Below are 24,383 nucleotides of genomic sequence, written 5' to 3'. Positions count from 1 at the left end.
GTTGTTCTGGTTCTGGCTTTTGATCTTGATCTCAGGCGCCCCGTCAAACACGCTGGCCGAACGCAGGCTTGAATCCGTGGTGAGGAAGCAAGCTCCCTCGCCACAGGTTCAAGTGCGTTTACCCATGCTTACGCCAGGCTCTTGCTGACCACCTCGAACACATCGCTCGACAGCCCACCGGAGGCCAGGATGCGCTCCAGCTCGGCCTTCATCAGCGCCTGCCGTGCGCTGTCGTATTTACGCCAGCGCGTCAGCGGCGCCAATTGGCGCGACGCGATCTGCGGGTTGAAGCCATTGAGCTGGATCACCAGGTCGGCCAGGAAGCGATAGCCCGAGCCGTCGGCCGCATGGAAGTTGATCAGGTTCTGCCCGGCAAACGCGCCGATCAGGGCACGCACCTTGTTCGGGTTCTTGAGGTTGAACGCCGGGTGCTCCATCAACGCCTGCACACGCGCCAGGCCACCCGGCAAGGTGCTGGCGGCCTGCACGCTGAACCACTGGTCCATGACCAGCGGGTTGTCCTTGAAGTTCTCGGCGAACACCGCCAGGGCCTTGGCCTTTTCCGCTTCGAACGGCGAGTTCACCAGCACGGCCAGCGCGGTCAGGCGTTCGGTCATGTTGTCGCTGGTGTCGAACTGGTCCAGCGTCGCCGCCAACACTTCTGGCTTGCCGCTGAGCATCAGGTACGACAGCGCAATGTTCTGCAACGCACGCCGGGCAAAATGCTCCGCAGCAGCGACATACGGCGTCTGCCTGGACAGCTCACGATTGGCTTGATAACGCAGCCACAGGCCTTCGAAGAGCTGGTCGGCCAGCTGCATGCGGGCAAATTCGCGAGCGGCGTGGATGGCGTCAACGTCAGCCACGTCGCTGATTTCCGTCAGGTAGGCTTCACCAGGCAGCGAGAGCATTTCGGCGACCATGGCCTGATCCAGGCTTTCGTCGCTCAACACCGTGCGCAGCGCCTCGACCAGGCGCTGGTCCAGCTTCAGCGGTTGACCCGCCTGATGCTGGCCAATGAGTTCCTGCAACACTTGCACCGACAGTTGCTGGCCGGCATCCCAGCGGTTAAAGCCATCGCTGTCGTGCTGCATCAGGAACATCAGCTGATCGCGGCTGTAGGGGAAGCTCAGTTTCACCGGTGCCGAGAAGCCGCGCAGCAGCGAAGGCAGCGGCTGTTCAGCGATATCGACAAAAGTGAAGGTCTGCTCGGCCTCGGTCACCGAAATCACCCGCGAGGTAGCGCCCGCCGCTGCCTCACCGGCCAGGCGCAGCGCAATGCCCGCGCCTTTGCCGTCCAGCAGGCCCAGTTCGACCGGAATCACGAACGGCAGCTTTTCCACCTTGTCAGGGGTTTCGGGGCAGCTCTGGCGGAAGGTCAGGCTGTAGGTTTTTGCCGTGGCGTCGTAGGACTCGCTCACTGCCAGACGTGGGGTACCGGCCTGGCTGTACCAGCGTTTGAACTGGCTGAGGTCAGCCCCATTGGCGTCTTCCATGGCCTTGATGAAATCGTCGCAGGTCACGGCCTGGCCGTCATGGCGTTCGAAGTACAGGTCGCTGCCTTTACGGAAGCCTTCGGCGCCGAGCAAGGTGTGGATCATGCCGACCACTTCCGAGCCCTTTTCGTACACGGTCAGGGTGTAGAAGTTGGAGATTTCGATAAAGCTGTCCGGGCGCACGGCGTGGGCCATGGGGCCGGCGTCTTCGGCGAACTGGTGGGTACGCAGATAAGCCACGTCCTGGATACGCTTGACCGTGGCCGAGTTCATGTCGGCCGAGAAGCCCGAATCACGGAACACGGTAAAGCCTTCCTTGAGCGACAGCTGGAACCAGTCGCGGCAGGTCACGCGGTTGCCCGACCAGTTGTGGAAGTATTCGTGAGCCACAATCGCCTCGACGCGCTGGTGCGCGGCGTCGGTAGCGGTTTCGGCGCGGGCCAGCACGGCGCTGGAGTTGAAGATATTGAGGCCCTTGTTCTCCATGGCACCCATGTTGAAGTCGTTGACCGCGACGATCATGAAGATGTCCAGGTCGTACTCGCGGCCATAGGTTTCTTCGTCCCAGCGCATGGACTTCTTCAGGCTGGTCATGGCGTGCTGGCACTTGTCGATGTTTTCCGGCTCGACGTAGATGCGCAGCGCCACTTCACGCTGGGTCATGGTGGTGAAACTGTCTTCGACGCACCACAGATCACCGGCTACCAACGCAAACAGGTAGGCCGGCTTCTTGAACGGGTCTTCCCAGGTCGCCCAGTGGCGGCCGTCTTCGCCGGGGCCGCTGGCGATCGGGTTGCCGTTGGACAGCAGCACCGGGTAGCGGTGCTGCTCGGCGATCACCGTGGTGGTGAAGGTGCTCATGACGTCCGGGCGGTCGAGGTAATAGGTGATCTTGCGAAAGCCCTCGGCCTCGCACTGGGTGCAGAACATGCTGCCGGACTTATACAGGCCTTCCAGCGCGGTGTTGCTTTCCGGGTGGATCTTGACCGTGGTGTCGAGGGTAAACGTGGCACTGTTTGGGTGCACGGTCAGGTGGCTGTCGGTCAACTGATAGTCAGCGTCGGTCAATTGCTGATCGGCCAGGTTCACGCTCAACAGTTCCAGTTGCTGGCCATCGAGCACCAGCGGCGGCAAACCGGCGCCACGCTCGGGGTTACGGCGCATCACCAGCTGCGCGTGGACCAGGCTGTGGTCCTCGAACAACTCGAAGGTCAGGTGCGTCTCGTCGATCAGGTAGTCCGGCGCCTGATAGTCCTTCAGGTAAATCATCTTCGGTTGTTCGGTGCGCATGCTTGCAATCCTTCTACTGATGCACGGCGAGCTGGTAGGCCGTGTATTTGCGAATATTGATAACGCCGGTGTCGAAGATCAGGTATTGGCCCTTGATCCCCAGCAGCGTGCCTTCGGCAATCGGGTTCTTGTCCAGGTTGAAGCTGACGATTTTGGTCGGATACTGCTCCACCGGGTAGCGAATCTCAATCGGCTCGATGTCGGTTACCGGTTGGATGGCCTGCAGGCCAAAGCGTTCCTGCAAGCTCAACAGCCCGTCGGCGCAGGCTGCGAACAGCTCATCACGGACCTGCTGGAGGTCCACCGATTGCGCATCGCCCTTGAGCAGCGCACGCCAGTTGGTCTTGTCGGCCACCTGGCTGCGGAACAGGTCTTCGACGAACCCGGACTGCTGGCGCGTGGCGACACGCATGATCGGCAATGCCTGGCTCGCGCCCTGGTCCAGCCAGCGCGTCGGCAACTGGGTGGCGCGGGTGATACCGACCTTGATCCCCGACGAATTGGCCAGGTAGACCACGTGGTCGGTCATGCAGAACTGTTCGCCCCAGCCTGGATCACGGCAGGTGCCGGCGTCGTAATGGCAACGCTCGGGGCTCATGATGCACAGGTCGCACTGAGCCAGTTTGGTCATGCACGGGTAGCAATAACCCTGGCTGAAGCTGGTCTTGGTCTTGCGGCCGCAATGGCTGCAATGGATGGCACCGAGGTACTCCAGGCGCACATGGGTACCGATCAACGGATTGACCGGCACCTCGCTATCGCCCAGACGAAACGCGTATTGAACGGTCGGCTCACCGAGTTGCGCCGACATTTTGCTGACTGCACCGCGACCGATTTCAATCAATGGATCGCATCCGACTTGAACAGGATGTTCGGCACGGTGGTCGACTTGGACTGGCATTCCTGCGGGCCCATGTAGCCGGTGCGCTGGTCTTCCGGCAGGTTCTGGATCTCCCAGGCGATCATGGCTTGCAGGGACAGTTCGCGCTGCTCGGCGGTGAGTTTGCGGCCATCGGACCACTTGCCGATTTCCACGGCGAGCTTGAGGCTCTCGTAGATGTCCGGGGTGATGTTTTCGATCATTTCAACAAAAGAGGACATGAGGCTCTTCCTTATCCAATAGAGGATTTGCGGCGGCTGTACAGCCCGCCCAGCAAACCGGTGAGGCAACCGATAACCAGGCCGCCCACATGGGCCGCGTTGGCGATTTGGCCGAAACCGATCATCGAGACCAGCCCCGACAGGCACAGCACCAGCCACACCAGCATCATCACCAGCACCCCACGGGGCAGGCGATAGGCCGGGTTGGGCGAGAGCAATTGATAGATCCAGCAATGCCCGAGCAGGCCATACAACACGCCGGACAAGCCGCCGAACAGGCCAGGACCGCCATAGGCGTATTGCGCGTAATTGGAGACCAGGCTGAACAACAGGGTCAGGCCCAGCAGATTGATACTGCCTTGGCGGCTTTCGATACGCCGGCCCAGCTCCCAGTACCACATGCCGTTCATGGCCAGGTGCAGGATGCCGAAGTGAATCAGCATCGGCGTGAACAACCGCCACCACTGTCCCGACGCCAACGTTTCGGCAAATGGCGTGAACTGGATGTATTCGCCCATCACCCGGAACGGCAGGAAGGTCAGCCAGCTCATGGCTTGCAGGTTTTCCCCGAGCAGGGTCAGCGCACCGACGATCAGGCTCGCCAGCAGCACCAGGGCGGTCACCGGACTCTGGCGCAGCTGCGCTAAAAAGCCTGGGCGGGCGGGCGGCGCCTGCTCGGGAATATCCAGTTGGCGGTCGGGGTCGCCGGCGGGAAAGCGCTGGTACAGCACGCGCACGTCGTCGCTGATCGCCTCCGGCACCCACAATACCTGCTCCCCCGCTTCCTCACTGACGTGATGGGGCACTTGCATGCGTTGCAGCAATTTGACGAAACCACCCAAGTCGACGCTCAGTGGCAAGCGCAATACGGCCACGGTACTCATGCAATCACCTCGGGCCGCTCAACGTCGACCCATACGAATTTGCGCGGATCCAGTTGGGTTTCCTGATCCAACCGATACGCCACCAGCTTGCCGTACAGCACCGCGCTGTAATCCAGGCAGGCCAGGTTCGGGCGGATCGGTGCGGGTGTGCCGCTGCGCCAGTAGTGGCCGACGAACAACAGGGGCTCGTCGACGCCGTAGCGCAGCAGGGAATTTTTTTGCGTCGACGACAGTGGCGTACGGGCCACCGGCTCCGGCAAAGCGTCCGGCTGGAACACGATGTCGCCATAGGTTTTCGGGTCGTCTTCCCAGAACTTGGTACGAAAGAACGAACGCGTCAGGCCATCGCCACCGGTGAGCGTCAGGCCATCCGGCAGGCGCATGTCGGTGCCGCGCAGCAGGCGGTCGAACGCGTTGCAGGCAAAGCTGCCCGGTACGGCGGCGGCCTGCAGGAAGTGCTGGTCGATACACCCCTCGGGGAACGTGGCGCGCAGTGGCTGGATAAAGCCTTCATCCCAGCAGGCATGCACCACACGGAACCGCCCGGCGTCGACAAACAGCGGCATGTCGTAGAACCACGTGAGGAAGTCGTGCCAATCGGCCGGGTGTTGTTCGAACTGGGTCAGGGTTTCGTGGATCAAGCGTTCATGGCGTGGCGTGTGCTCGCGCACGAACTGGCGGCCACTGCCTGGCGGTGCCGGCGTGACCCAGCCCAGGGCGTTGAATTCGTGGTTACCCATGATGCACAGCGCCTGGCCGGCCTCGGCCATGTCGTGGACGATATGCAGCGCCTCGCGAATGCGCGGGCCGCGGTCGATGATATCGCCAAGGAACACCGCCATGCGCGACGGATGACGCCAGGTGCCGCCCTGCTTGTGGTAACCCATCTGATCGAGCAGGTGCTCAAGGGTATGAGCGCAGCCGTGCACGTCACCAATCAGGTCGTAGCTACGCGCGGGATCGAGCATCAGTCGCCTCCACCCCCCAAGCGGCTGCCCCAGCCCAGCTTGGTGCGGCACACTTCGTAGTAGTTGTGATCCAGCGGGTGGATCAGCCGCAACTTCTGCGCCTTTTTGCTCACGGTGATGGTGTCACCGGGTGCGCAGGTGAAATGGTTCTGCCCGTCGCAGGAGACTTGTGGGTAGATCTGCATGTCTTTGGACACCACGATTTTCAGCTCACTGTTGCCATCGACCACAATCGGCCGGCTGGACAACATATGGGGGTACATCGGCACGATCACAATGGCATCGAGCTTGGGGTGCATGATCGGGCCACCGGCCGACAGCGCGTAGGCCGTCGACCCGGTCGGCGTGGCGACGATCAGGCCGTCGGCCTTCTGGCTGCACACGAACTGGCCGTCGATGTACAGCTCGAACTCGATCATGCGCGTGGATTTACCCGGGTGCAGCACCACGTCATTGAGCGCATCGCCCTGGCCGATGGCTTCACCGTGGCGACGCACTTCGGCTTGCAGCAGGAAGCGGTTTTCCACCAGGTAGTGGCCGTCGAGCACCTTGGCCACTTCCACTTCCAGCTCATCGGGGCGGATATCGGTCAGAAACCCCAGGCTGCCCCGGTTGATCCCCAGCACCGGCACGTTATGCCGCGCCAATGCCCGGGCCGCGCCGAGCAGGCTGCCGTCACCGCCAACCACAATGACCATGTCGCACACTTCACCGAGCATCTTGCGCGATGAGGTTTGCAGGCCATGACCGGGGAGAATCTCGGCGATGGTGTCTTCGAGGATCACATGCAGGTGGCGTTCCAGCAGGAATTTTTTCAGCCGGCGGACGGTGTCCAACACCTGGGTACTGCCCAGGCGACCGATGATGCCGATATTGCGAAATTGCTCCATGGGGCTCCTGCGGGGCGTGGGGTGTGGCAAAAAAGAAACGATTATGGGCGAAAGGCCGCGTGAGGCAAAATCCTTTGTCGCCGTGAAGCCTTGATGACAATGGTTCTCAGGGTTTTTTCAGGCATCCGCTCCCGGCTTAAAAGGCTATGCTCGGACCATGACTGTATTCCCCGACTTGCACACCCTGCCCCGCCAACTGCGCCACCCCGAGGTGCGCGACCTGGCGTGGGTGATACTCGCCCCGCCGATGCTTGCCCAGGCGCCCTGGCCGCAACGCCACCCACTGGCCGGCAGCGACTGGGTGCAAGCCCCCGACCGGCTCGAACACTGGCTGCGACAACTGGACCAGGACAGCAGCGCCTTGCAGCACTGGCTGAGCCTGTCGCGCACGCGGCGCCTGGGCCTGTATTACGAACGCCTGTGGCAGTTCGCCGTGCAGCATGCGCCGGGCGTGGAGCTGCTGGCCGCCAACCTGCCGATCCGCCGCGCCGGGCATACCCTGGGCGAGCTGGACATGCTGCTGCGCGACCGCGATGGCGTGCACCACCTGGAACTGGCGATCAAGCTCTACCTGGGCCCGCAGGCCGGCGATGGCGAGGACACGGCGCAGTGGCTGGGCCCGGGTTGTCATGACCGGCTCGACCGCAAGCTGGCGCACCTGGCCCAGCACCAATTGCCGATTTCGGCGCGGGCGGAGAGCCGTGAGGTGCTGGCGGCGCTGGATATCCAGCATTTCGATGCACATTTGTGGCTGGGTGGGTATTTGTTGTATCCCTGGCCAGGGTTGGCCGCCGCCCCTCGCGGTGCCCATCCGCAGCATTTGCGTGGGCGCTGGTTGCATCAGCGCGACTGGCAGCAGTTTGTCAGCGCCAGCGCGCCAGGCCGGTGGCAACCGTTGCCCCGGCATGCCTGGCTGGCGCCGGCCCATTACCCGCCCGCAGAGGTGTGGAGCGAAGCACAGATGCAGCGTTGGCTGACTGATCTTGATCCGATGGCGCCGGCGCAGTTGTTGGTGCGCATGGTCCAGAACGGTGAGGATTGGGAGGAAGCGGAGCGTTTGTTCCTGGTGGCGGATCTTTGGCCGAATGTGCCGGGGGCGGGCTGATGGTCTTGAAGTGCTTGTCCGGGCCTCATCGGTACAGGCACTACACCTCATCGATATGCCGATACTCCAACTGCAACCCCGCCGCCAACGCCTGGGCCCGGCCCAACCTGATCGGGCCACGCTCGATATCCACCAGCACCCCCGGACACACCAATAACGGCAACCCACGGATGTCCTTGAGTCGCCCATCGGTAATCACCAACAACTTTTGTTGCTCGGCGGGATAGCGCTTGCGCCGCGTCACCAACCACTGCCCCGCTTCGGTCAACGCCGCCAGCAACGGCGTACCGCCGCCGGCACCCAGCTGATCCAGCCAGCCGGTCAAGCCTTTCGCGGCTTTGAGCCCTTGCACCTGCCACTTGGGTGCCTGCCCACTCGCCGTCAACAACGCCATGCGCGCGCGTTGCCGATAGGCATCGTCAAACAGTTGGGCCAGCAAGCCCTTGGCATCGGTCAAGGCACGGTGCCGCCGGGTCGACGCCGAAGCGTCGACAATCACCAGCCACAACTCGTGGGCCGAGCGGCTGCGTAGATGAAACCGCAGGTCCTCGCGCGATTGCGGCCGACCGCCCAGCAAGGTACCCGGCCAGTCAACCGCCCCCTGCTGTGCGCTGCGCGCCTTGCCTTGCCTGCCGGTATTCAATCGCCCCGCCTGGGGACGGGCATCCGCCCCCATGTCAGGCCGGGGGCGAATGCCTAGGGCTTTTTTGGCCAGGCGGGCACTTCGCGGCGAGCGCCGGTGGGCAAGGCCGGTGCGGGCATGTCGCCCCACTGGCCTTGGCCTGGGGAGGTGTCCGAGGGTTTGGGCGCCGGCCCTTGATCAGGTGGACTGGCCGGCGGCGACTGCTTCTGGCGCCGATGGCGCAGGGCAAATTCGGCCACGGCCTCGATATCCTCTTCGCCAATCGCATTGGCGCCCCGCCACGCCGCGTGGGCCCTGGCGCCGCGCAGCCAGACCAGGTCGGCGCGCATCCCATCGACACCGGCGGCAAAGCAGCGCTCGGTAATCTGCGCCAGGGCCTGGTCATCCAGGGCGATACTGTGCAACCGCGCTCGCGCGGCCGTGCAGCGTTCACGCAAGGCTGCCTGCGGTGCGGCCCACTGCGCGCAGAACGCCGCCGGGTCGCTGTCGAAATCCAGGCGTCGACGGATGATCTGCCCGCGCTCGGCCGGCAAGGTCTGCCCGCTCAACGCCACATTGAAGCCAAAACGGTCGAGCAACTGCGGACGCAGCTCGCCCTCCTCCGGGTTCATGGTGCCGATCAGCACGAAGCGCGCCGAATGCCGATGGGAGATGCCGTCACGCTCGATCAGGTTGGTGCCGCTGGCGGCGACATCAAGCAGCAGGTCGACCAGGTGATCGGCGAGCAAGTTGACCTCATCGACATACAGCACCCCGCCATCGGCCTTGGCCAGCACACCGGGGGAAAATTGTGCGCGGCCTTCGCCGAGTGCCGCGTCGAGATCGAGGGTGCCCACCAGTCGTTCTTCAGTGGCGCCCAGGGGCAACGTCACGAACTGCCCGCTGGCCAGCAGGTCGGCCAGGCCGCGCGCCAGGGTGGACTTGGCCATGCCGCGCGGGCCTTCGATCAGCACACCGCCGATCTTCGGGTCGATGGCGGTCAGGCACAGCGCCAGCTTCAAATCATCGGCACCGACCACGGCGGACAGCGGAAAATGGGGAATATCAGTCATTAGCTGTCTTCTTCTATATCCAGCAACAGGTTTTCCAACGCCTCGCGGTACGCCCCCGGCTCCTGCCACAGGCCGCGCTGTTGCGCCTCGAGCATGCGCTCGGTCATGTCGCGCAGCGCAGCGGGGTTGTGCCGCTGCACAAAATCGCGGGTGTCAGGGTCGAGCAGGTAGGCGTCGGCAAGCAAGGCATATTGATGATCGTCGATCAGCGCCGTGGTGGCGTCGAAGGCGAACAGGTTGTCCACCGTCGCGGCCATCTCGAACGCGCCTTTATAGCCATGGCGCTTCACGCCGTCGATCCACTTGGGGTTGGCGGCGCGGGAACGGATCACCCGGTTCAGCTCTTCCTTCAAGGTACGGATCTTCGGCAGGTCCGGCTGGCTGTGGTCGCCATGGTAGCTGGCGGCCTTGTCGCCGCTCAGGGTTTCCACGGCGGCGAGCATGCCGCCCTGGAACTGGTAGTAGTCGTTGGAGTCGAGCAGGTCATGCTCGCGGTTGTCCTGGTTTTGCAGCACGGCCTGCACCTGGCTCAGGCGATGGGCGAACTGCTCGCGGGCGGCGGTGCCCTCGTCGGAGCCGCCATAAGCATAGCCACCCCAATTCAAGTAGACCTCAGCCAGATCCTCGCGACTTTGCCACAGGCGGCCGTCAATCGCGCCTTGCACGCCGGCGCCGTAGGCACCGGGCTTGGCGCCGAAAATACGCCAGCCGGCCTGTTTCGCGGCGGCATCTTCATCCAGCCCCGACAAACGCAGTGCCTCGCGCTCGCTGCGCACCTTGGCGGCCAGCGGGTTCAGGTCATCCGGCTCGTCCAGGGCCGCCACCGCCTGCACCGCCGCATCGAACAGGCGGATCAGGTTGGCGAAGGCATCGCGGAAGAACCCGGACACCCGCAACGTCACGTCCACACGCGGGCGGTCGAGCAGGCTGACCGGCAGGATTTCAAAGTCGTCCACCCGCTGGCTGCCGGTGGCCCAGACCGGGCGCACACCCATCAGCGCCATGGCCTGGGCGATATCGTCACCGCCGGTCCGCATGGTCGCCGTGCCCCACACCGACAGGCCGAGCTGACGCAGGTGGTCGCCGTGGTCCTGCAAATGCCGCTCAAGGATCAGATTCGCGGACTGGAAACCAATGCGCCAGGCCGTGGTGGTGGGCAGGTTGCGTACATCGACGCTGAAGAAGTTGCGGCCGGTGGGCAGCACATCCAGGCGCCCACGGCTGGGCGCACCGCTCGGCCCGGCTGGCACGAAACGACCGCTCAGGGCATCGAGCAAACCACGCATTTCCGCCGGGCCGCAGGCATCCAGGCGTGGCGCGACGAGGCTACGCAGGTGCTCGATCACCGCGTTCACGTCTTCCCAACCGGGCGCTTGCAACTGCTCCAGCGGCCCGTCCAAGGCCTGTTCGATCAAGCGCGCGGCGTACACTTCCAGGCGCTCGCGGGTATCGCCGGCGGTGCGCCACAGCTGTTCATCCATCTGCTGCAACGCCGCTGGGCGACGTCCGGTCCAGGGCTCGGCCAGGGCGCAATCCAGCGGATCGAAACCCAGCTCGAATGCCTTGGCCAACACCCGCAGCAGGCTCGATTGCGGGCCACGGCCATCGCCACGCGGAATACGCAGCAAGGCCAGCAGCGTATCAATGCGCAGGCGGCCTTGCGGCGACTCGCCAAAGATATGCAGGCCGTCGCGGATCTGCGATTCCTTCAAGTCACACAGGTAGGTGTCCAGGCGCGGCAGCCAAATGGCGGCATCCGCGTCGCCGTCCAGTTCAAGTTCCTGGTCGATATGGGTTTCGCGCACCAGCTTGAGAATGTCTTTTTGCAGTTCGCGGGCACGGCGCGGATCGAGCAGTTGAGCTTCGTAATACTCGTCCGCCAACAGCTCCAGGTCACGCAGCGGGCCATAGGTTTCGGCGCGGGTCAGCGGCGGCATCAGGTGGTCGATGATCACCGCTTGGGCACGCCGCTTGGCTTGGGCGCCCTCACCCGGATCATTGACGATAAACGGGTAGATATTCGGCAATGGCCCGAGCAGCGCGTCGGGCCAGCAGTTTTCCGACAAGCCCACGCCTTTGCCCGGCAGCCATTCCAGGTTGCCGTGCTTGCCCACGTGGATCACGCCATGGGCGCCGTAGGTGTGGCGCAACCAGAAATAGAACGCCAGATAGCCGTGGGGCGGCACCAGGTCCGGGTCGTGATACACCGCGCTGGCATCCACTTGGTAACCGCGCGCCGGCTGGATGCCGACAAACGTCTGGCCCAGGCGCAGGCCGGCGATCATCAGGCGGCCGTCGCGGAACATCGGGTCGGTATGCGGCGCGCCCCAGCGCTCCAGCACGGCCTGGCGATTGGCCTGCGGCAAGCGCTGGAACATCGCCTCATAGTCATCCAGGCCCAGGCTTTGATGGCAGGGGCGCAGGTCCAGGCTGTCGAGGTCGTTGGTGACGCCGCCGAGCAGTTCATGGATCAATGCCGTGCCGCTGTCCGGCAAAGTATCCGGCAGCGGATAGCCTTCAGCCTGCAGCGCCCGCAGGATATTCAGTGCCGCCGCCGGCGTGTCCAGGCCCACGCCATTACCGATGCGACCATCGCGGGTCGGGTAGTTGGCGAGGATCAGCGCGATGCGCTTATGCGCATTCGGCACCCGCGCCAGCTCGACCCAGCGCCGTGCGAGCGAGGCGACAAAGTCCATGCGCTCGGGCGCTGCGCGGTAGCACACCACATCCGACTGGCTGCGCTCGCTGCGCCAGGCCAGGTCCTTGAAACTGATGGGCCGGCTGATGATGCGCCCGTCCAGTTCCGGCAAGGCAATGTGCATCGCCAGGTCGCGCGGGCCCAGGCCCTGCTCGCTGGCCTGCCAACCGGGCTGGTTGTCCTGGGCGCAAATGGCCTGGATCACTGGGATATTGCGACGAAACGGGCGCACATGCGGCGCTTCGGGGCTGGACTGGGCAAAACCGGTGGTGTTGAGGATCACCGCGGCGTCGACCTCATCCAGCAGGTCCTCGACCACCGCCAGACAGCCGGGCTCTTTCAGGCTGGCCACCGCCATCGGCAGCGGGTTGAGGCCCGCCGCCTGCAAGCGTTGACAGAACTCGTCGATAAAACCGGTATTGGCCGCCTGCAAATGCGAACGGTAGAACAGCACCGCCGCTACGGGCCAGTCCGGGTTCCACGCCAACTGCCAGTCTTCAAGACGGGCATTGGCGGTGTGCGGGTGATAGATCGCGGTCCGCGCCAGGGTTTGCGGCTCGGCCCAAGGGTAATCACGGCCCAGGTAACCGCTGGCCAGGCAGCGATAGAAATCCAGCGCATTGCCCAAGCCGCCCTGGCGCAGGAAGTGCCACAGGCGGTCGCGTTGTTCGGCGTTTACCGTGCTCAGGCCACTGAGTTCCGGGTCCGGGCGATCATCGCCCGGCACGAGGATCAGCGTGACGCCGCGTTCGGCCAGCTCCACCAGGCGCTCGATGCCATAGCGCCAATAACCGATACCGCCATGCAGCGAAAGCAGGATGACCTTGGCATGGCGCAGCACTTCGTCGACGTACAGGTCGACCGACGCGTGGTTCTGCACCTGCATCGGGTTGGCCAGGCGCAGGCTGGGGTAATCGTCGGGTAACTGTTGCGCCGCTTCGGCCAGCAGCGCCAGGCTCGAATCGCCGCTGCACAGGATCACCAGTTCGGCGGGGGTCTGGCCAAGGTCGGCGATATTGTCGTCCGCGACGAAACCACCGGGCTGAGTCCTGAGCAGGTGCATGGGTTAAACGCTGAGCGCTGCGCGCAACTGCGCTTCAAGGCCGGCGGCATCCAGGTCCTGGCCGATCAGCACCAGGCGCGTGATGCGCGCCTCGTCAGCGCCCCAGGCACGGTCGAAGTGCTTGTCGAAACGCGTGCCCACGCCCTGGACCAGCAGACGCATCGGCTTGTTCGGGATCGCGGCGAAGCCTTTGACGCGCAGGATGCCGTGCTGCACCACCAGTTGGGTCAGCGCGTCGAGCAGCAAGGCTTCGTCGGCCTGCGGCAGGTCGATGGAGATCGAGTCAAAAGCGTCATGGTCGTGATCGTCTTCACCGTCGTGATGATGATCGTGATGGCTGTGGCGACCGTCGATGTGCTCTTCGGAGCCGGCACCCAGGCCGATCAGCACGTCCAGCGGAACGCGGCCACTGCTGGCTTCGATAACTTTCACCGCCGGCGGCAGCTCTTGGGCGACTTCCAGGCGCACGCGGGCCAGGTCTTCGCGGCTGATCAGGTCGGATTTATTGAGGATCACCAGGTCGGCGCTGGCCAACTGGTCGGCGAACAGCTCGTGCAAGGGCGACTCGTGATCCAGATTCGGGTCGAGCTTGCGCTGGGCGTCGACCTGGTCGGGGAACGCGGCGAAGGTACCGGCGGCCACGGCGGGGCTGTCGACCACGGTGATCACCGCGTCAACCGTGCAGGCGCTGCGGATTTCCGGCCACTGGAAGGCTTGCACCAACGGTTTTGGCAGCGCCAGGCCCGAGGTTTCGATGAGGATATGGTCGAGGTCGCCGCGACGGGCCACCAGCTCACGCATCACCGGGAAGAATTCTTCCTGCACGGTGCAGCACAGGCAGCCGTTGGCCAGTTCGTAGACACGACCGTTGGCTTCTTCCTCGGTGCAACCGATAGAGCACTGCTTGAGGATTTCACCGTCGATGCCCAGCTCGCCGAACTCGTTGACGATCACGGCGATGCGACGGCCCTGGGCATTGTCGAGCATATGGCGCAGCAAGGTGGTTTTGCCCGACCCGAGGAAGCCGGTAACGATGGTGACGGGAAGTTTGGCCAGTGTTTTCATCGGATGCCCTTGAGGGCGGGCATACGGGACGATAAGCCCTGCGACGGCGCGCAGCAGCGGATTTCGTCACCGGATCACCCCGCCCGGTTGAAGTGGAAAATCGGTTGCGAGGCAGGTCTCCTGGCTAGGGGCATGCGGGCCATCAGGCCGGCGCCGGCTGCGCCTTCCCGCCTGATGGGCAGTGGCATGGCAGTCGGTAAACCCTTCACAGTTGCGGGGGCAGCCACGGATTGAACCGTGTTCCCTTCTTAGCTTCGGCCTGGGCCGAAGAACCTCGCAGGATGCAAGGCTACAGGTGCTCGGTCAATTTGACTACCGTCGCTCTGCATGCTTTCCTACAGGCCTTGTTTCGGGTGCCCTTCACAGGGTGAAACGGGAAACCGGTGCGTCATCGACAGATGGCCAGTCCGGTGCTGCCCCCGCAACGGTAAGCGAGCGAAGCGTCAGATCCACTGTGCCGGTATGGCATGGGAAGGCGATGCTTTATAGACCCAGAGTCCCTCGCGAGCCCGGAGACCGGCCCGAAAAATCAGATAACAAACCCGCGGTGGGCGGGCGCTGTTCAAAACCCTGCGTGCCCGGCTCGCGGGGTTTTCATGCGCTCGTTTCACCCTGACACCTGAAAGGGACGCGCCATGTCGATCATCAGCAGCACCTCAGCTACCGCCAGCAGTACCACTACCCTCAGCCAACGTCTGACCGCCGCCATCGGCGCGTCGATCCTCGGCGCGTGCCTGGTGTATTTCGCCGGCTTCTCGCACATCGAGGCGGTGCACAACGCCGCCCACGATACCCGCCACAGCGCCGCGTTCCCGTGCCACTGAGGCCTGCCGAGATGATCAAGCGTATTGCGCAAACCGCAGGATTCACTGGCCTTTTGGCCGCCCTGCTGCTGACCCTGCTGCAAAGTTTCTGGGTCGCCCCGCTGATTCTGCAGGCGGAAACCTTTGAGCACGCCCCGGCAACCGCCGAAGTAACCCACGAACACGGCACCGGCGCCGCTGCCCACAGCCACGACGCCGAAGCCTGGTCGCCGGAAGACGGCTGGCAGCGCGTGCTGTCCACCACCGGCGGCAATCTGGTGGTCGCCGTCGGTTTTGCGCTGATGCTGGCAGGCTTGTACACCCTGCGCGCACCCACCCGCACCGCCCAGGGCCTGCTCTGGGGCCTGGCCGGTTATGCGACCTTTGTGCTGGCGCCCACCCTCGGCCTGCCGCCGGAATTGCCGGGCACTGCCGCCGCCGAGCTGGCGCTGCGCCAGACCTGGTGGATCGGCACCGCCGCATCTACCGCTGTCGGTATTGCACTGATCGTGTTCGGCCGCCATTGGCTGCTCAAAGTGCTGGGCGCGGCCATCCTGGCAGTGCCGCACGTGATCGGCGCGCCACAACCGCAAGTGCACTCGATGCTGGCGCCAGAAGCGCTGGAGGCTCAATTCAAGATCGCTTCGCAGTTGACCAACATGGCGTTCTGGCTGGCACTGGGCCTGATCAGCGCCTGGCTGTTCCGGCGCAACCGCGATGATCACTACTCGGCATGACCTGCGTCGTCGGCCTGGGCTGCCAGCGCGGTTGTGAGGTTTACACCCTGCTGGCGCTGTTTGATGCCGCCCTCGCCGAGGGCGGCATCGATCGCCAGCGCATCACCGCACTGGCCAGCCTCGATCGCAAACAGGATGAGCCCGGTTTGCTCGACCTGGCGCGGTTGCTCAAGCTGCCCTTGCAGTGTTTCAGTGCCACGCAGTTGGCTGTTTATGAAGATCGTCTCAGCCACAAATCGGCGGTCGCATTTGCCCATACGGGCTGCTACGGCATCGCCGAAAGTGCCGCGCTGGCGCTTGCCGAACAGCTCACCAATGCCCCGGCCCGCCTGTTGATCACCCGCAAAAAAAACGCCCAGGCCACCTTTGCATTGGCCTGCGGCGACTAAACGCTCGATAATCGCCCTTCCCGATCATGAACAACCTTCATGCTCGCCGCTTGTCACAGGATTTGCGTATGACCGTCTACTTCATCGGCGCCGGCCCCGGCGACCCGGAATTGATCACCGTCAAAGGCCAGCGCCTGATTCGCCAGTGCCCGGTGATCATTTATGCCGGCTCGTTGGTGCCTGCGGCGGTGCTGGTAGGCCATCAGGCGCAGCAAGTGGTCAACAGCGCCGAATTGCACCTGGAACAGATCATCGACCTGATCAAGGCTGCCCACGCCAAAGGCCTGGACGTGGCCCGCGTACATTCCGGCGATCCCAGCCTGTATGGAGCGATTGGCGAGCAGATCCGGTATTTGCGCGAAGCGGGCATCCCGTTCCAGATCATCCCCGGCGTCACAGCGGTAGCCGCCTGCGCCGCCTTGCTGGAGACCGAACTGACCCTGCCGGATATCGCCCAAAGCGTGATCCTCACGCGCTACGCCGATAAAACCAGCATGCCGGCAGGCGAGGATTTCGACAGCCTGGCGCGTCACGGCACGACCATGGCGATTCACCTGGGGGTCAATCATCTGGAAAGGATCGTCGCCGATCTGCTGCCGCACTATGGCGCGGACTGCCCGATTGCAGTGGTGCACCGAGCGACGTGGCCGGATCAGGATTGGGTGGTGGGAAGACTCAGTGATATTGCCGAGAAGGTGGCGGCCAAGGGGTTCAGGCGTACGGCGCTGATCGTGGTGGGACGGGTGCTGGCAAACGACGGTTTCAGTGAATCGTCGCTGTATCGGGCCGGGCATGCGCACCTCTATCGGCCTTGATATCTCACCTTACAAATTAACAGCAACACACTGATTTAACTGAACAAACACAAAAAAATGCGGGAAGGGCTTGCCCGCAATGGCCATAGGTATCTACACAATTTTTAAAAGCTCAAAATCCTCCCTGTGGTGAGCGGGACAAGCCCGCTCACCACAACAGCCCATTCGCCCTAGTTTTTTTCGCTCACCGGAAGTTGTGTAGATACCTATGCCCTGATGGCGGTGCATCAGCCTACTCATAAGCCGACTGCAAGCCCCCTCCCACACTTAATCTTCTTTGTTAGAGATACTTCGCAACACCCTGAATTTAAAGCATAAAAAAACGGCGCTCACGGGGCGCCGTTTTTTATATGCAGTGAACACCTTACTCAGTAGTAGGCGTTTTCTTTCTGCGTGTGGTCGGTCACGTCACGTACGCCCTTGAGCTCCGGAATACGCTCCAGCAGGGTGCGCTCGATGCCTTCGCGCAGGGTCACGTCCGCCTGGCCGCAGCCCTGGCAGCCGCCGCCGAACTTGAGCACGGCGATACCGTCCTCGACTACGTCGATCAGGCTCACCTGGCCGCCATGGCTGGCCAGACCCGGGTTGATCTCGGTTTGCAGGTAGTAGTTGATGCGCTCGTTGACCGGGCTGTCGGCGTTGACATTCGGCACCTTGGCGTTCGGCGCCTTGATGGTCAACTGGCCGCCCATACGATCGGTGGCGTAGTCGACCACGGCATCGTCAAGGAAGGCTTCGCTGAAGGCATCGATATAGGCGGTGAAGCTTTTCAACCCCAGCGCGGTGTCTTCAGGTTTTTCTTCGCCGGGCTTGCAGTAGGCAATGCAAGTCTCGGCATATTGGGTGCCGGGCTGGGTGATAAAGACGCGGATACCGATGCCTGGCGTGTTCTGCTTGGACAGCAGGTCAGCCAGGTAATCGTGGGCGGCGTCGGTAATGGTTATGGCAGTCATGGAAACTCCTCGCAGGCTTGCGCGCAGTTTACGCCAATCATGGCGCAGGCACAAAGTCCCAGTAATTTTGTCGGAAAAGCGCGGCATTTATGTACGGCCGCCCTCAACCGTCGGTTGATTAGCCTCGTGTCCTGGCATTCCAACTTCAGGAAACCCGATGGCCCCGCCCACAACGCCCCTACCGCCAACCGAAGCCCGCCAATTGGCGCAGCTCGAAAAGTTGCTTGAGTGCCAACGGTCTCTCAAGCAACTGCTCGACGCCCAGCCCGAGGCCGCCGCGACCTTGATGAAGCAGCTGTACACACAGGTGCAGGACGGCTTTCCCGGCGTCCCCCGCCCCGTTGCCGTGGAGAGCGTGTTGTACGAGCAATACTTGCAACTGACCACCCCGACCGGCGTGACGCTGCATGTGCTGCCTCACCCACAGCCCCGGCATCTGGCCAGTCTGTACAGCGATAAACCATGGGGAGGAAGCGACTTCGACGCACCCAACCGACTTTACCGTTACCACCTCAAAACCACGCAAAGCCGCAAGGACGACACGACTGGTATCTCCCGCACCCAAACCGGCACTACCGGCAGCACACCCACTTTCGAGTGTTTTATTGACGGGTTGATCCGCCGGCCCGACCGCTGCTATCAGCAAGCACTGGACGCGTTCTGGAGCGCATCCGCCGTCGAGGGCGATCCACTGACACGGCACCAATGGCTGGCCGGCCACCTGGCAAACGTGGTCGCGGCCGAAGCCGCATTGCGTGTCGAAGACCAGACGCTCGACCTGTCCGACAAGGTCCTGATCGGTCAGTTGGTGGCTCACCCCACGCCACGAACGCGCCAACACCTGCCCGCCCCACAGAGGCCCGCCGCCTTTGCGCCCAGCCTCGCCGGCCAGGGCGCAGACATCCCTTTGGCCGGGTTATTCATCGTGGCCCGACAAACCCCGCCGGGCGATATCGACAGCCGCAGCGACATCGGGCCCGTGGTGCTGTTCACCCTGGACAGAGGCATTGATGCATTTGTGTCGCTGCACGCCCTGGACCAGGCGCTGCGTGCTCGCTTGGCCGATGACAGCCTGTTGGCCTCGATCGCCTGGCAGGACCAGGCCCGTGCGCAGGAATACAAGGCGAACCCTCGCTTGGAATACCGCTCTATCAGTGACCACCTCTTCGAACACCGCGCCCGTTCGCTGCTGACTTTGCAGCAACAGGATATCGCCCATGGCTGGCGTCAACTGCCCCGGCATACGGCCAACGGCCCACAGGTCCATGCGCTGTTCAATCGCCTGGCCCAATTGGGCGAGTTGCTGGATATCGGTAGCCTTTTAATGGAACGCAGCCGACGCTACCTCCAGGCGAACCTGCCCCGCTGGTATCGACAGGCCGGTACCGAAGACCGGCAAACGCTGGATCGCTTGATTACCGCCGAATGGGTACGTAACACCGTGCTGGCCGCGGCGTGGCAACGGGCGGCCGTTCCCACGCTCGCGGCATTCGCCCGCAGCGAACTGATCAAACAACTGGTCATCGATTACCCGGGCAGGCGCATCGACCCGGATCACCTCAGCGTCACGCTGACGAGCAGCCTCAACCCCGCCAGCCTCGGTGGCGGCATCGGACCAGACCGCGTACCCAGCCCTGCCGATGCGGGCAGCCGCGCACAGTACCGTACCCACCTGTCACTGACGGCGTTATCGCTGCGCAACAATGACCCCTGGAATTTCAGCTTTTACCAACTGATCAACGGCGAACGTACCTCGATGTCGGCATCAGGGCTGGATCAATCGCAAACCCCCATCAGCCTCGACGATGCCTATCTGAGAGGCCTCATACACATGCTGGATATCGGCAAACGCTACGATCAGCTGTTACACCGCCAGCTGATCGACAACGGCATGCCCCTGCGCGCCGCCTGGATTGACGCCCAGCGCGCCAGCCTGGCCAGCGCGGCGCTGATGGCCAAGCTCGATTCCGACGCCCTGCTCGAAGACCGTGAACACCGTGGGTACCAATGGATACGGGCCCTTGTCGACGGGAGTGACCCGGCTCAACGCCCCACCGTGGGCGGCCACAAGATTGTGGCGAACGCACTGCTGATCGCCAATTCCGACGACACGCGAAACGGCTTCGTGCTCAATGATGTGCTGATCATCGGCGTGGAAAAACGCACAGCGCTGCCCAACCTGATTTTGTACACCCCAGGCGCGCCCACCGGGCAGGCGTTCAAAGAGTTTACCGACCGGCAAGCGCTGCAAGCCTTCCTCAGGCAGCAGTGGAACACCTCGACCGACTGGCAGCGCTATGTCCTGCAACGCTTGTCTACCGCCGGACAGGCTGCGCTCACCGAAAGCCCGCAAAGCCTCACACGCCGGCTGAGCGAGTTAGTCCTCAACGCCCGCCGTAGAATCGGTAATCCGTTTGAAACGCTGCACCTGCGCCCTATAACCACCGCACTTCATGACGCGCTTTATGCGCAACGGGTCTACACGCTGCGGCGCAATGCCGACCATGAATCGACCCACAATGACGAGGTCGAGCAGCAGTCGCTCTGGAACAGAATCACCTTGGGCGTGGACCTGGCCCTGAACCTGGTCGGCTTCATACCCGCCGCCGTCGACACCGCCCGTAGCGTCACTCGAATATTCTTACTGCTCAAGCAAGCAAGCGCGTCCAAATCCGCAGCCAGGGCAATCTGGTCCATCATCGGCAGTCAAGGCCGTCCAAGATGGACCTCGAGGGTGGGCGCCCTTGCCGCCCTCCAGCCAGCGCCCGAGCCGGCCAAACCCATGGCTCGGTTACGAGGGGGCATGGACCCGATCGAAAAAAGCGCCTTCGAAACCACCTACCAGGATTACGAATTGCCACCGGCTGATCGTACATCGCTGCCGGCGCTGCATCGAGCCGGCCCCGGCGCGTTCAACCTGGACAGGCTGAACCCGATGCCACCACCGACGGGCTCGACGGTCGCCCTGCACATATTTGGCATTCAGGCCAGACTGCGCCGCCACGCCAGAACCTTCTTCAACAGCCTCACCCCGCCCACCCAATCGTTGTCGATACCGGCACGGAACGCGTCCCCCGAAACGCTGTTCAGTCATCTGTTCAACCAACGCAGCGGCCTGGTGATCGGCGAAGAACATGACTTTGACCTGGCACGGCGCTTTCTGACCGATAACCTGGCAGCGCTCAAGCGTCAGGGGGTCACGCACCTTTATCTCGAGGGGCTCACGACCGAGCTCCACCAGGCGCCCCTGGACGTCTATAACGGATCGCCATCAGGGGCCGCGCTGCCCACTTTGCTCAGCGAGCGCCTTCAGTTGCTCGACAGCGTGAACGCCCAAACAGCGCTGTACGGCTACACCAGACTGGTCACCGAAGCCCACGCTCAAGGCATCCAGGTGATGGCCATTGAAGCCACCGCCGCTCTGCTGTTCAAACCGGGCGACCTCAGCCCTTCGGGGTCTGCAATCACGCTGGCCGACAGGCTTGACCGGAACGGCATGTTCAATTACTTCGCCTATAAAAAGCTCCTCGCCGATCAATTGGCGCTGGGCTCATACCGTTGGGTGTTGCTTGTCGGGGAGTGGCACTGCAATCTCAGTCAGGGCACGCCCGGCTTGGTCGACTTGACGAATAGCATCAGCCTGCGCTTGAGCGGGCAGTTGCCGACACTGCCCATTCGCGTCCAACGTGATCCGGGTTTACTGCTTGGAACACCGCCCATCCCTATCAAGAGTGATCTGCTGCTGGGCATCAGCAACGCGACAAACCGATGGCCCGTGGACCAACGCGTCCACAGTCCCAACCTGTTTGCACTCAGCGACATCAATGGCGACGTTTATGTGCACTACATGAACCCGCAGCGCCAGCGGGTCGAAGTGCCGGTGTTTGAAGACAGTGCCGATGTCTACCTGCACCACGCCGCCTTCGGCAGCCTCAGCGAGCGACGCTTCACCGACCTGGGCGCACTGGCCGACGCCCTGGTCGACGAGCTGGGCATGATCCAGGTCTAGAGGTTCTGGTAGCGGTTCATGTCCAGCACGCCCTCTTCCACCGGCGTGGTTTCACGGATGTACTGCGACAAATCGTGGAAGTACTGCCAGAACAACGGATGACTGCGACGCACGCCCCAACGGTCGACGATTTTCTCGAACTGCCCGGCATCCTTGGCCTGTTCCATCTGGGCGACGAACTGCGGCACTTCCCTGGCCGGAATATTGAACATGAAGTTCGGGTAGCTGCTGAGCACACCGGGGTAAACGGTCAGCGTGTCCAGCCCCGGCTGATAGCGATACGCCTCGCCCAGCAGAAACGCCACGTTGCTGTGGGCGCGGTTGCGCAGCAGGCTGTAGACCTCGCGCTGGCCGCCGGCCGTTTCGATACGCAGCAGGGTGGCCTCGGGCAATTGATCGATGACTTTTAGTCCCGCGGCCGGACGCGACGTGAGTCGGCTGAGGGCCTGCTCGGCGTCCTGCAGCGCCGGGTCGATGCCATCGCGCGAGCAAAATGCGCCGCCGCAGCGGTTGATTGGGTCGGGGCTGGCATTCAGGTGAGCGTAGCGGGCCAGCAATTGGTTGGCAAAATCGCGTTTCGGGTCCTTTTCGCTCAGGTGCAGCCCGCTGGGCTTGTCGTCATCAATGGCCTCGTAGTCCAGCCACAGCTTGAGCTTGCCACTGTTCTGGTACCAGTCGTCCATGAAGTCATCGCGGGTGTCGGCCGGCATCAGGCGCAGGAAGTTCTGCTCGGCGCCATTGCGGATCAGGTCGAAGTACAGCCGCGTCTGCGCCTGGTGCGACACGTTGCCGAACACATCGAAGTTCACCGCCAGCTGATAATAGGTGCGCTCCAGCAGCGGGAAGTCGAACAGCCACATCGTCTGTGGCACCTCGCCGATCAGGCCCTTGGTCACCGAAGCGCTGTCAAAATGCCGGAAAATGCTCAGCAACGCATTGTCGTTACCGGCCCACAGGGTCGACCAGCTGGGCGGCGGCAAATCGGCATAACTGTCACGGCGCAGCGCTTCGTACTGATTGCGCTTATCGCGGTAAGCCAGCCACAGGCCGAGGACGCTGCCCACGTCATCGTTCTGCCCCGGCATCGCCAGCAGCGGCGTGGCCTGGCCGCGATAACGCGCATCGGTGATATACAAATCGTGATCGGGGTCCTGGAACAGGGTCCAGAAATTATCGCGGATCACGTCCGTGGCGATCTGCCCACGGCACACCGGCCCGCGAATAAAGGTGCGCACGAAGTATTCGGCGTTATCCAGCATGAACTGGTAACGCGCCTTGGCCGGGATGGCTTCGAAGGTTTCGAAGGGGTTGGCGCGACGCCCCGGACCATAGCCCGGCAAGGCGTTGACCTGCCAGTTGCCTTCGTAGAAAAGCGCCTTGATGCGCGCCATTTTCGCGGCGCTGAATGGGTAAGTGATGTGGGTTTTATGCACGATCACACCCTGCACCGGCCACAGGCGGTAATACACCCGCGTGCCGGGGTCGTCGTTTGGACGCCGGGTGTTGATCAGGTCGATCGGCTGCCCGCTCGGCGTGCGCGAACGCACCCACTGGAAGAAATGCCCAGGCTCGCCGTTCTCGAAATAGATATGCGCCAGGAACAAATGCTCGAACAACCAGCGCGCCACCAGGCTCTCGCGGGCGCCGGGTTGATTGAGCAGCCCCTCCCACTGCTGCACCTGCAAGGCTTCCCTGGCACTTGGCGCCAGGCCCTGCTCATCGATCGGCGCGCCGGAGGCCAGCCAACGCTGCAAGGTCTGGTATTGCTGGTCGGTCAGGCCGGTGACCGCCAATGGCATGCCTTCCTTGGGATGGCTGCCTGCGTAGGCGTTGAACTCGCCGGGCATGGCGCAGCTGTTTTCGCGGTTCAGGCCCAACACGATCTCTTCGGGGAGCTTGGCATTGGGTTGCAGCGGCGCGTTATGCCCCAGCTCCAGCATGCGCGCCATCAACGCGGCCTGGCTGCCCTGCGCGTCCAGCACCGAATAAAAGCCCTTCTGCCGCCAGGCCTGCTGACCGAACGCGTCAAAGAACAATCGGGTGGTGGGCGCGGCCTGGCTGCGCTCGCCGTCGTACACTGGCATTTTACTCGCCCCCCGCGTCGCCCCCTCGGCACTGCCGAGGTTGAGCTGGCAGGCGGAGTCGTAGCAGGCGTGGCAGGCCACGCACTTCTCGGTAAAGATCGGTTGGATATCACGCGTGTAGGAGATCGCCGTAACGGGACCTTGCGCCTGGGCGGTACTGGCGATCAATGCCAGGACGGCGCTGACGATAAGACGAAGTGACATGTATCCGGTCCCGATTCAATGCGTGCGCTGAAATTGCCGGCGATTCTACCGGGCCATGACGCCTGCCAACATGAGCGATATTCATGCAAACCCCCAACATGCACCAACCGCTCGCAGGTTTGTTATGATCCATG

18 protein-coding genes and 2 riboswitches are annotated in these 24,383 nt (G+C 63.1%); of the genes, 6 read left to right on the top strand and 12 right to left on the bottom strand.

The features are described from left to right. Positions 1-128: 128 nt before the first annotated feature. From pepN to V6M90_RS16430, 6 genes are read right to left on the bottom strand one after another with little or no spacing between them, the layout of a single operon-like run. Positions 129-2,786, bottom strand: coding sequence for an aminopeptidase N (gene pepN, locus V6M90_RS16455; RefSeq protein ID WP_141065050.1), 2,658 nt, complete (start codon positions 2,784-2,786; stop codon positions 129-131). A gap of 13 nt (positions 2,787-2,799) precedes the next feature. Further along, complete coding sequence (locus tag V6M90_RS16450; protein ID WP_332846784.1) at positions 2,800-3,630, bottom strand: DUF2797 domain-containing protein; 831 nt, start codon at positions 3,628-3,630, stop codon at positions 2,800-2,802. Beyond that, on the bottom strand, positions 3,627-3,887 hold the full coding sequence (locus V6M90_RS16445; protein ID WP_003173608.1) for a YeaC family protein: 261 nt from the start codon (positions 3,885-3,887) through the stop codon (positions 3,627-3,629). The genes V6M90_RS16450 and V6M90_RS16445 overlap by 4 nt, the downstream gene beginning before the upstream one ends. Before the next feature lie 11 nt (positions 3,888-3,898). Then, entirely contained in the window at positions 3,899-4,771 is an 873-nt protein-coding gene (locus V6M90_RS16440; RefSeq protein WP_003173607.1) for a rhomboid family intramembrane serine protease, read from the bottom strand. Further along, on the bottom strand, positions 4,768-5,742 hold the full coding sequence (locus tag V6M90_RS16435; RefSeq protein WP_370694852.1) for a metallophosphoesterase: 975 nt from the start codon (positions 5,740-5,742) through the stop codon (positions 4,768-4,770). The genes V6M90_RS16440 and V6M90_RS16435 overlap by 4 nt, the downstream gene beginning before the upstream one ends. Beyond that, positions 5,739-6,629 carry an NAD(+) kinase gene (locus V6M90_RS16430; RefSeq protein ID WP_003217892.1) on the bottom strand — a complete coding sequence of 297 codons (891 nt, stop codon included), beginning with the start codon at positions 6,627-6,629 and terminating at the stop codon, positions 5,739-5,741. The genes V6M90_RS16435 and V6M90_RS16430 overlap by 4 nt, the downstream gene beginning before the upstream one ends. A 157-nt stretch (positions 6,630-6,786) precedes the next feature. On the opposite strand from V6M90_RS16430, the gene V6M90_RS16425 reads away from it, so the two are divergent. After that, positions 6,787-7,734 (top strand): DUF1853 family protein, encoded by a 948-nt coding sequence (locus V6M90_RS16425; protein WP_003173604.1) that lies wholly within the window; start codon positions 6,787-6,789, stop codon positions 7,732-7,734. 40 nt (positions 7,735-7,774) lie between these two features. On the opposite strand, the gene V6M90_RS16420 is transcribed toward V6M90_RS16425, so the two are convergent. From V6M90_RS16420 to cobW, 4 genes are read right to left on the bottom strand one after another with little or no spacing between them, the layout of a single operon-like run. Next, entirely contained in the window at positions 7,775-8,377 is a 603-nt protein-coding gene (locus V6M90_RS16420; RefSeq protein ID WP_003173603.1) for a vWA domain-containing protein, read from the bottom strand. Between the two features lie 53 nt (positions 8,378-8,430). Beyond that, positions 8,431-9,429 (bottom strand): ATP-binding protein, encoded by a 999-nt coding sequence (locus V6M90_RS16415; RefSeq protein ID WP_332846783.1) that lies wholly within the window; start codon positions 9,427-9,429, stop codon positions 8,431-8,433. Beyond that, positions 9,429-13,190: a cobaltochelatase subunit CobN gene (gene cobN / locus V6M90_RS16410; RefSeq protein ID WP_332846782.1), complete on the bottom strand. Its 3,762-nt coding sequence runs from the start codon at positions 13,188-13,190 to the stop codon at positions 9,429-9,431. The genes V6M90_RS16415 and cobN overlap by 1 nt, the downstream gene beginning before the upstream one ends. Positions 13,191-13,193: 3 nt before the next feature. Beyond that, positions 13,194-14,255 carry a cobalamin biosynthesis protein CobW gene (cobW, locus tag V6M90_RS16405; RefSeq protein WP_141065054.1) on the bottom strand — a complete coding sequence of 354 codons (1,062 nt, stop codon included), beginning with the start codon at positions 14,253-14,255 and terminating at the stop codon, positions 13,194-13,196. A gap of 93 nt (positions 14,256-14,348) precedes the next feature. Beyond that, positions 14,349-14,547, bottom strand: a riboswitch (cobalamin riboswitch). Between the two features lie 42 nt (positions 14,548-14,589). Further along, a riboswitch (cobalamin riboswitch) is annotated at positions 14,590-14,794 on the top strand. A gap of 96 nt (positions 14,795-14,890) precedes the next feature. On the opposite strand from cobW, the gene V6M90_RS16400 reads away from it, so the two are divergent. From V6M90_RS16400 to cobM, 4 genes are all read left to right on the top strand, one after another. After that, positions 14,891-15,079 (top strand): CbtB domain-containing protein, encoded by a 189-nt coding sequence (locus V6M90_RS16400; RefSeq protein WP_003173598.1) that lies wholly within the window; start codon positions 14,891-14,893, stop codon positions 15,077-15,079. Positions 15,080-15,090: 11 nt separating this feature from the next. Continuing rightward, on the top strand, positions 15,091-15,795 hold the full coding sequence (locus tag V6M90_RS16395) for a CbtA family protein (protein ID WP_332846781.1): 705 nt from the start codon (positions 15,091-15,093) through the stop codon (positions 15,793-15,795). Next, complete coding sequence (locus tag V6M90_RS16390; protein ID WP_003173596.1) at positions 15,792-16,184, top strand: cobalamin biosynthesis protein; 393 nt, start codon at positions 15,792-15,794, stop codon at positions 16,182-16,184. Before V6M90_RS16395 ends, V6M90_RS16390 begins: the two co-directional genes overlap by 4 nt. A gap of 68 nt (positions 16,185-16,252) precedes the next feature. Then, positions 16,253-16,999, top strand: a complete 747-nt coding sequence (gene cobM / locus V6M90_RS16385; RefSeq protein WP_003173595.1) for a precorrin-4 C(11)-methyltransferase — start codon at positions 16,253-16,255, stop codon at positions 16,997-16,999. Positions 17,000-17,367: 368 nt separating this feature from the next. Here the strand turns inward: cobM and nfuA are convergent, their stop codons facing one another. Further along, positions 17,368-17,952 (bottom strand): Fe-S biogenesis protein NfuA, encoded by a 585-nt coding sequence (nfuA, locus tag V6M90_RS16380; RefSeq protein WP_003173594.1) that lies wholly within the window; start codon positions 17,950-17,952, stop codon positions 17,368-17,370. A 157-nt stretch (positions 17,953-18,109) separates the two neighbouring features. On the opposite strand from nfuA, the gene V6M90_RS16375 reads away from it, so the two are divergent. Further along, positions 18,110-21,961, top strand: a complete 3,852-nt coding sequence (locus V6M90_RS16375) for a membrane-targeted effector domain-containing toxin (protein ID WP_332846780.1) — start codon at positions 18,110-18,112, stop codon at positions 21,959-21,961. Here V6M90_RS16375 and V6M90_RS16370 read toward each other — a convergent pair. Then, positions 21,958-24,249, bottom strand: coding sequence for a fatty acid cis/trans isomerase (locus V6M90_RS16370; RefSeq protein ID WP_003173592.1), 2,292 nt, complete (start codon positions 24,247-24,249; stop codon positions 21,958-21,960). The genes V6M90_RS16375 and V6M90_RS16370 overlap by 4 nt on opposite strands. Between the last annotated feature and the right edge of the window lie 134 nt (positions 24,250-24,383).

This window comes from Pseudomonas lactucae, assembly GCF_036688725.1.
In the GTDB taxonomy this organism is placed as follows: domain Bacteria; phylum Pseudomonadota; class Gammaproteobacteria; order Pseudomonadales; family Pseudomonadaceae; genus Aquipseudomonas; species Aquipseudomonas lactucae.
The sequence above is the reverse complement of the archived record's forward strand: the minus strand, read 5'-3'. Positions and strand labels throughout refer to the sequence as shown.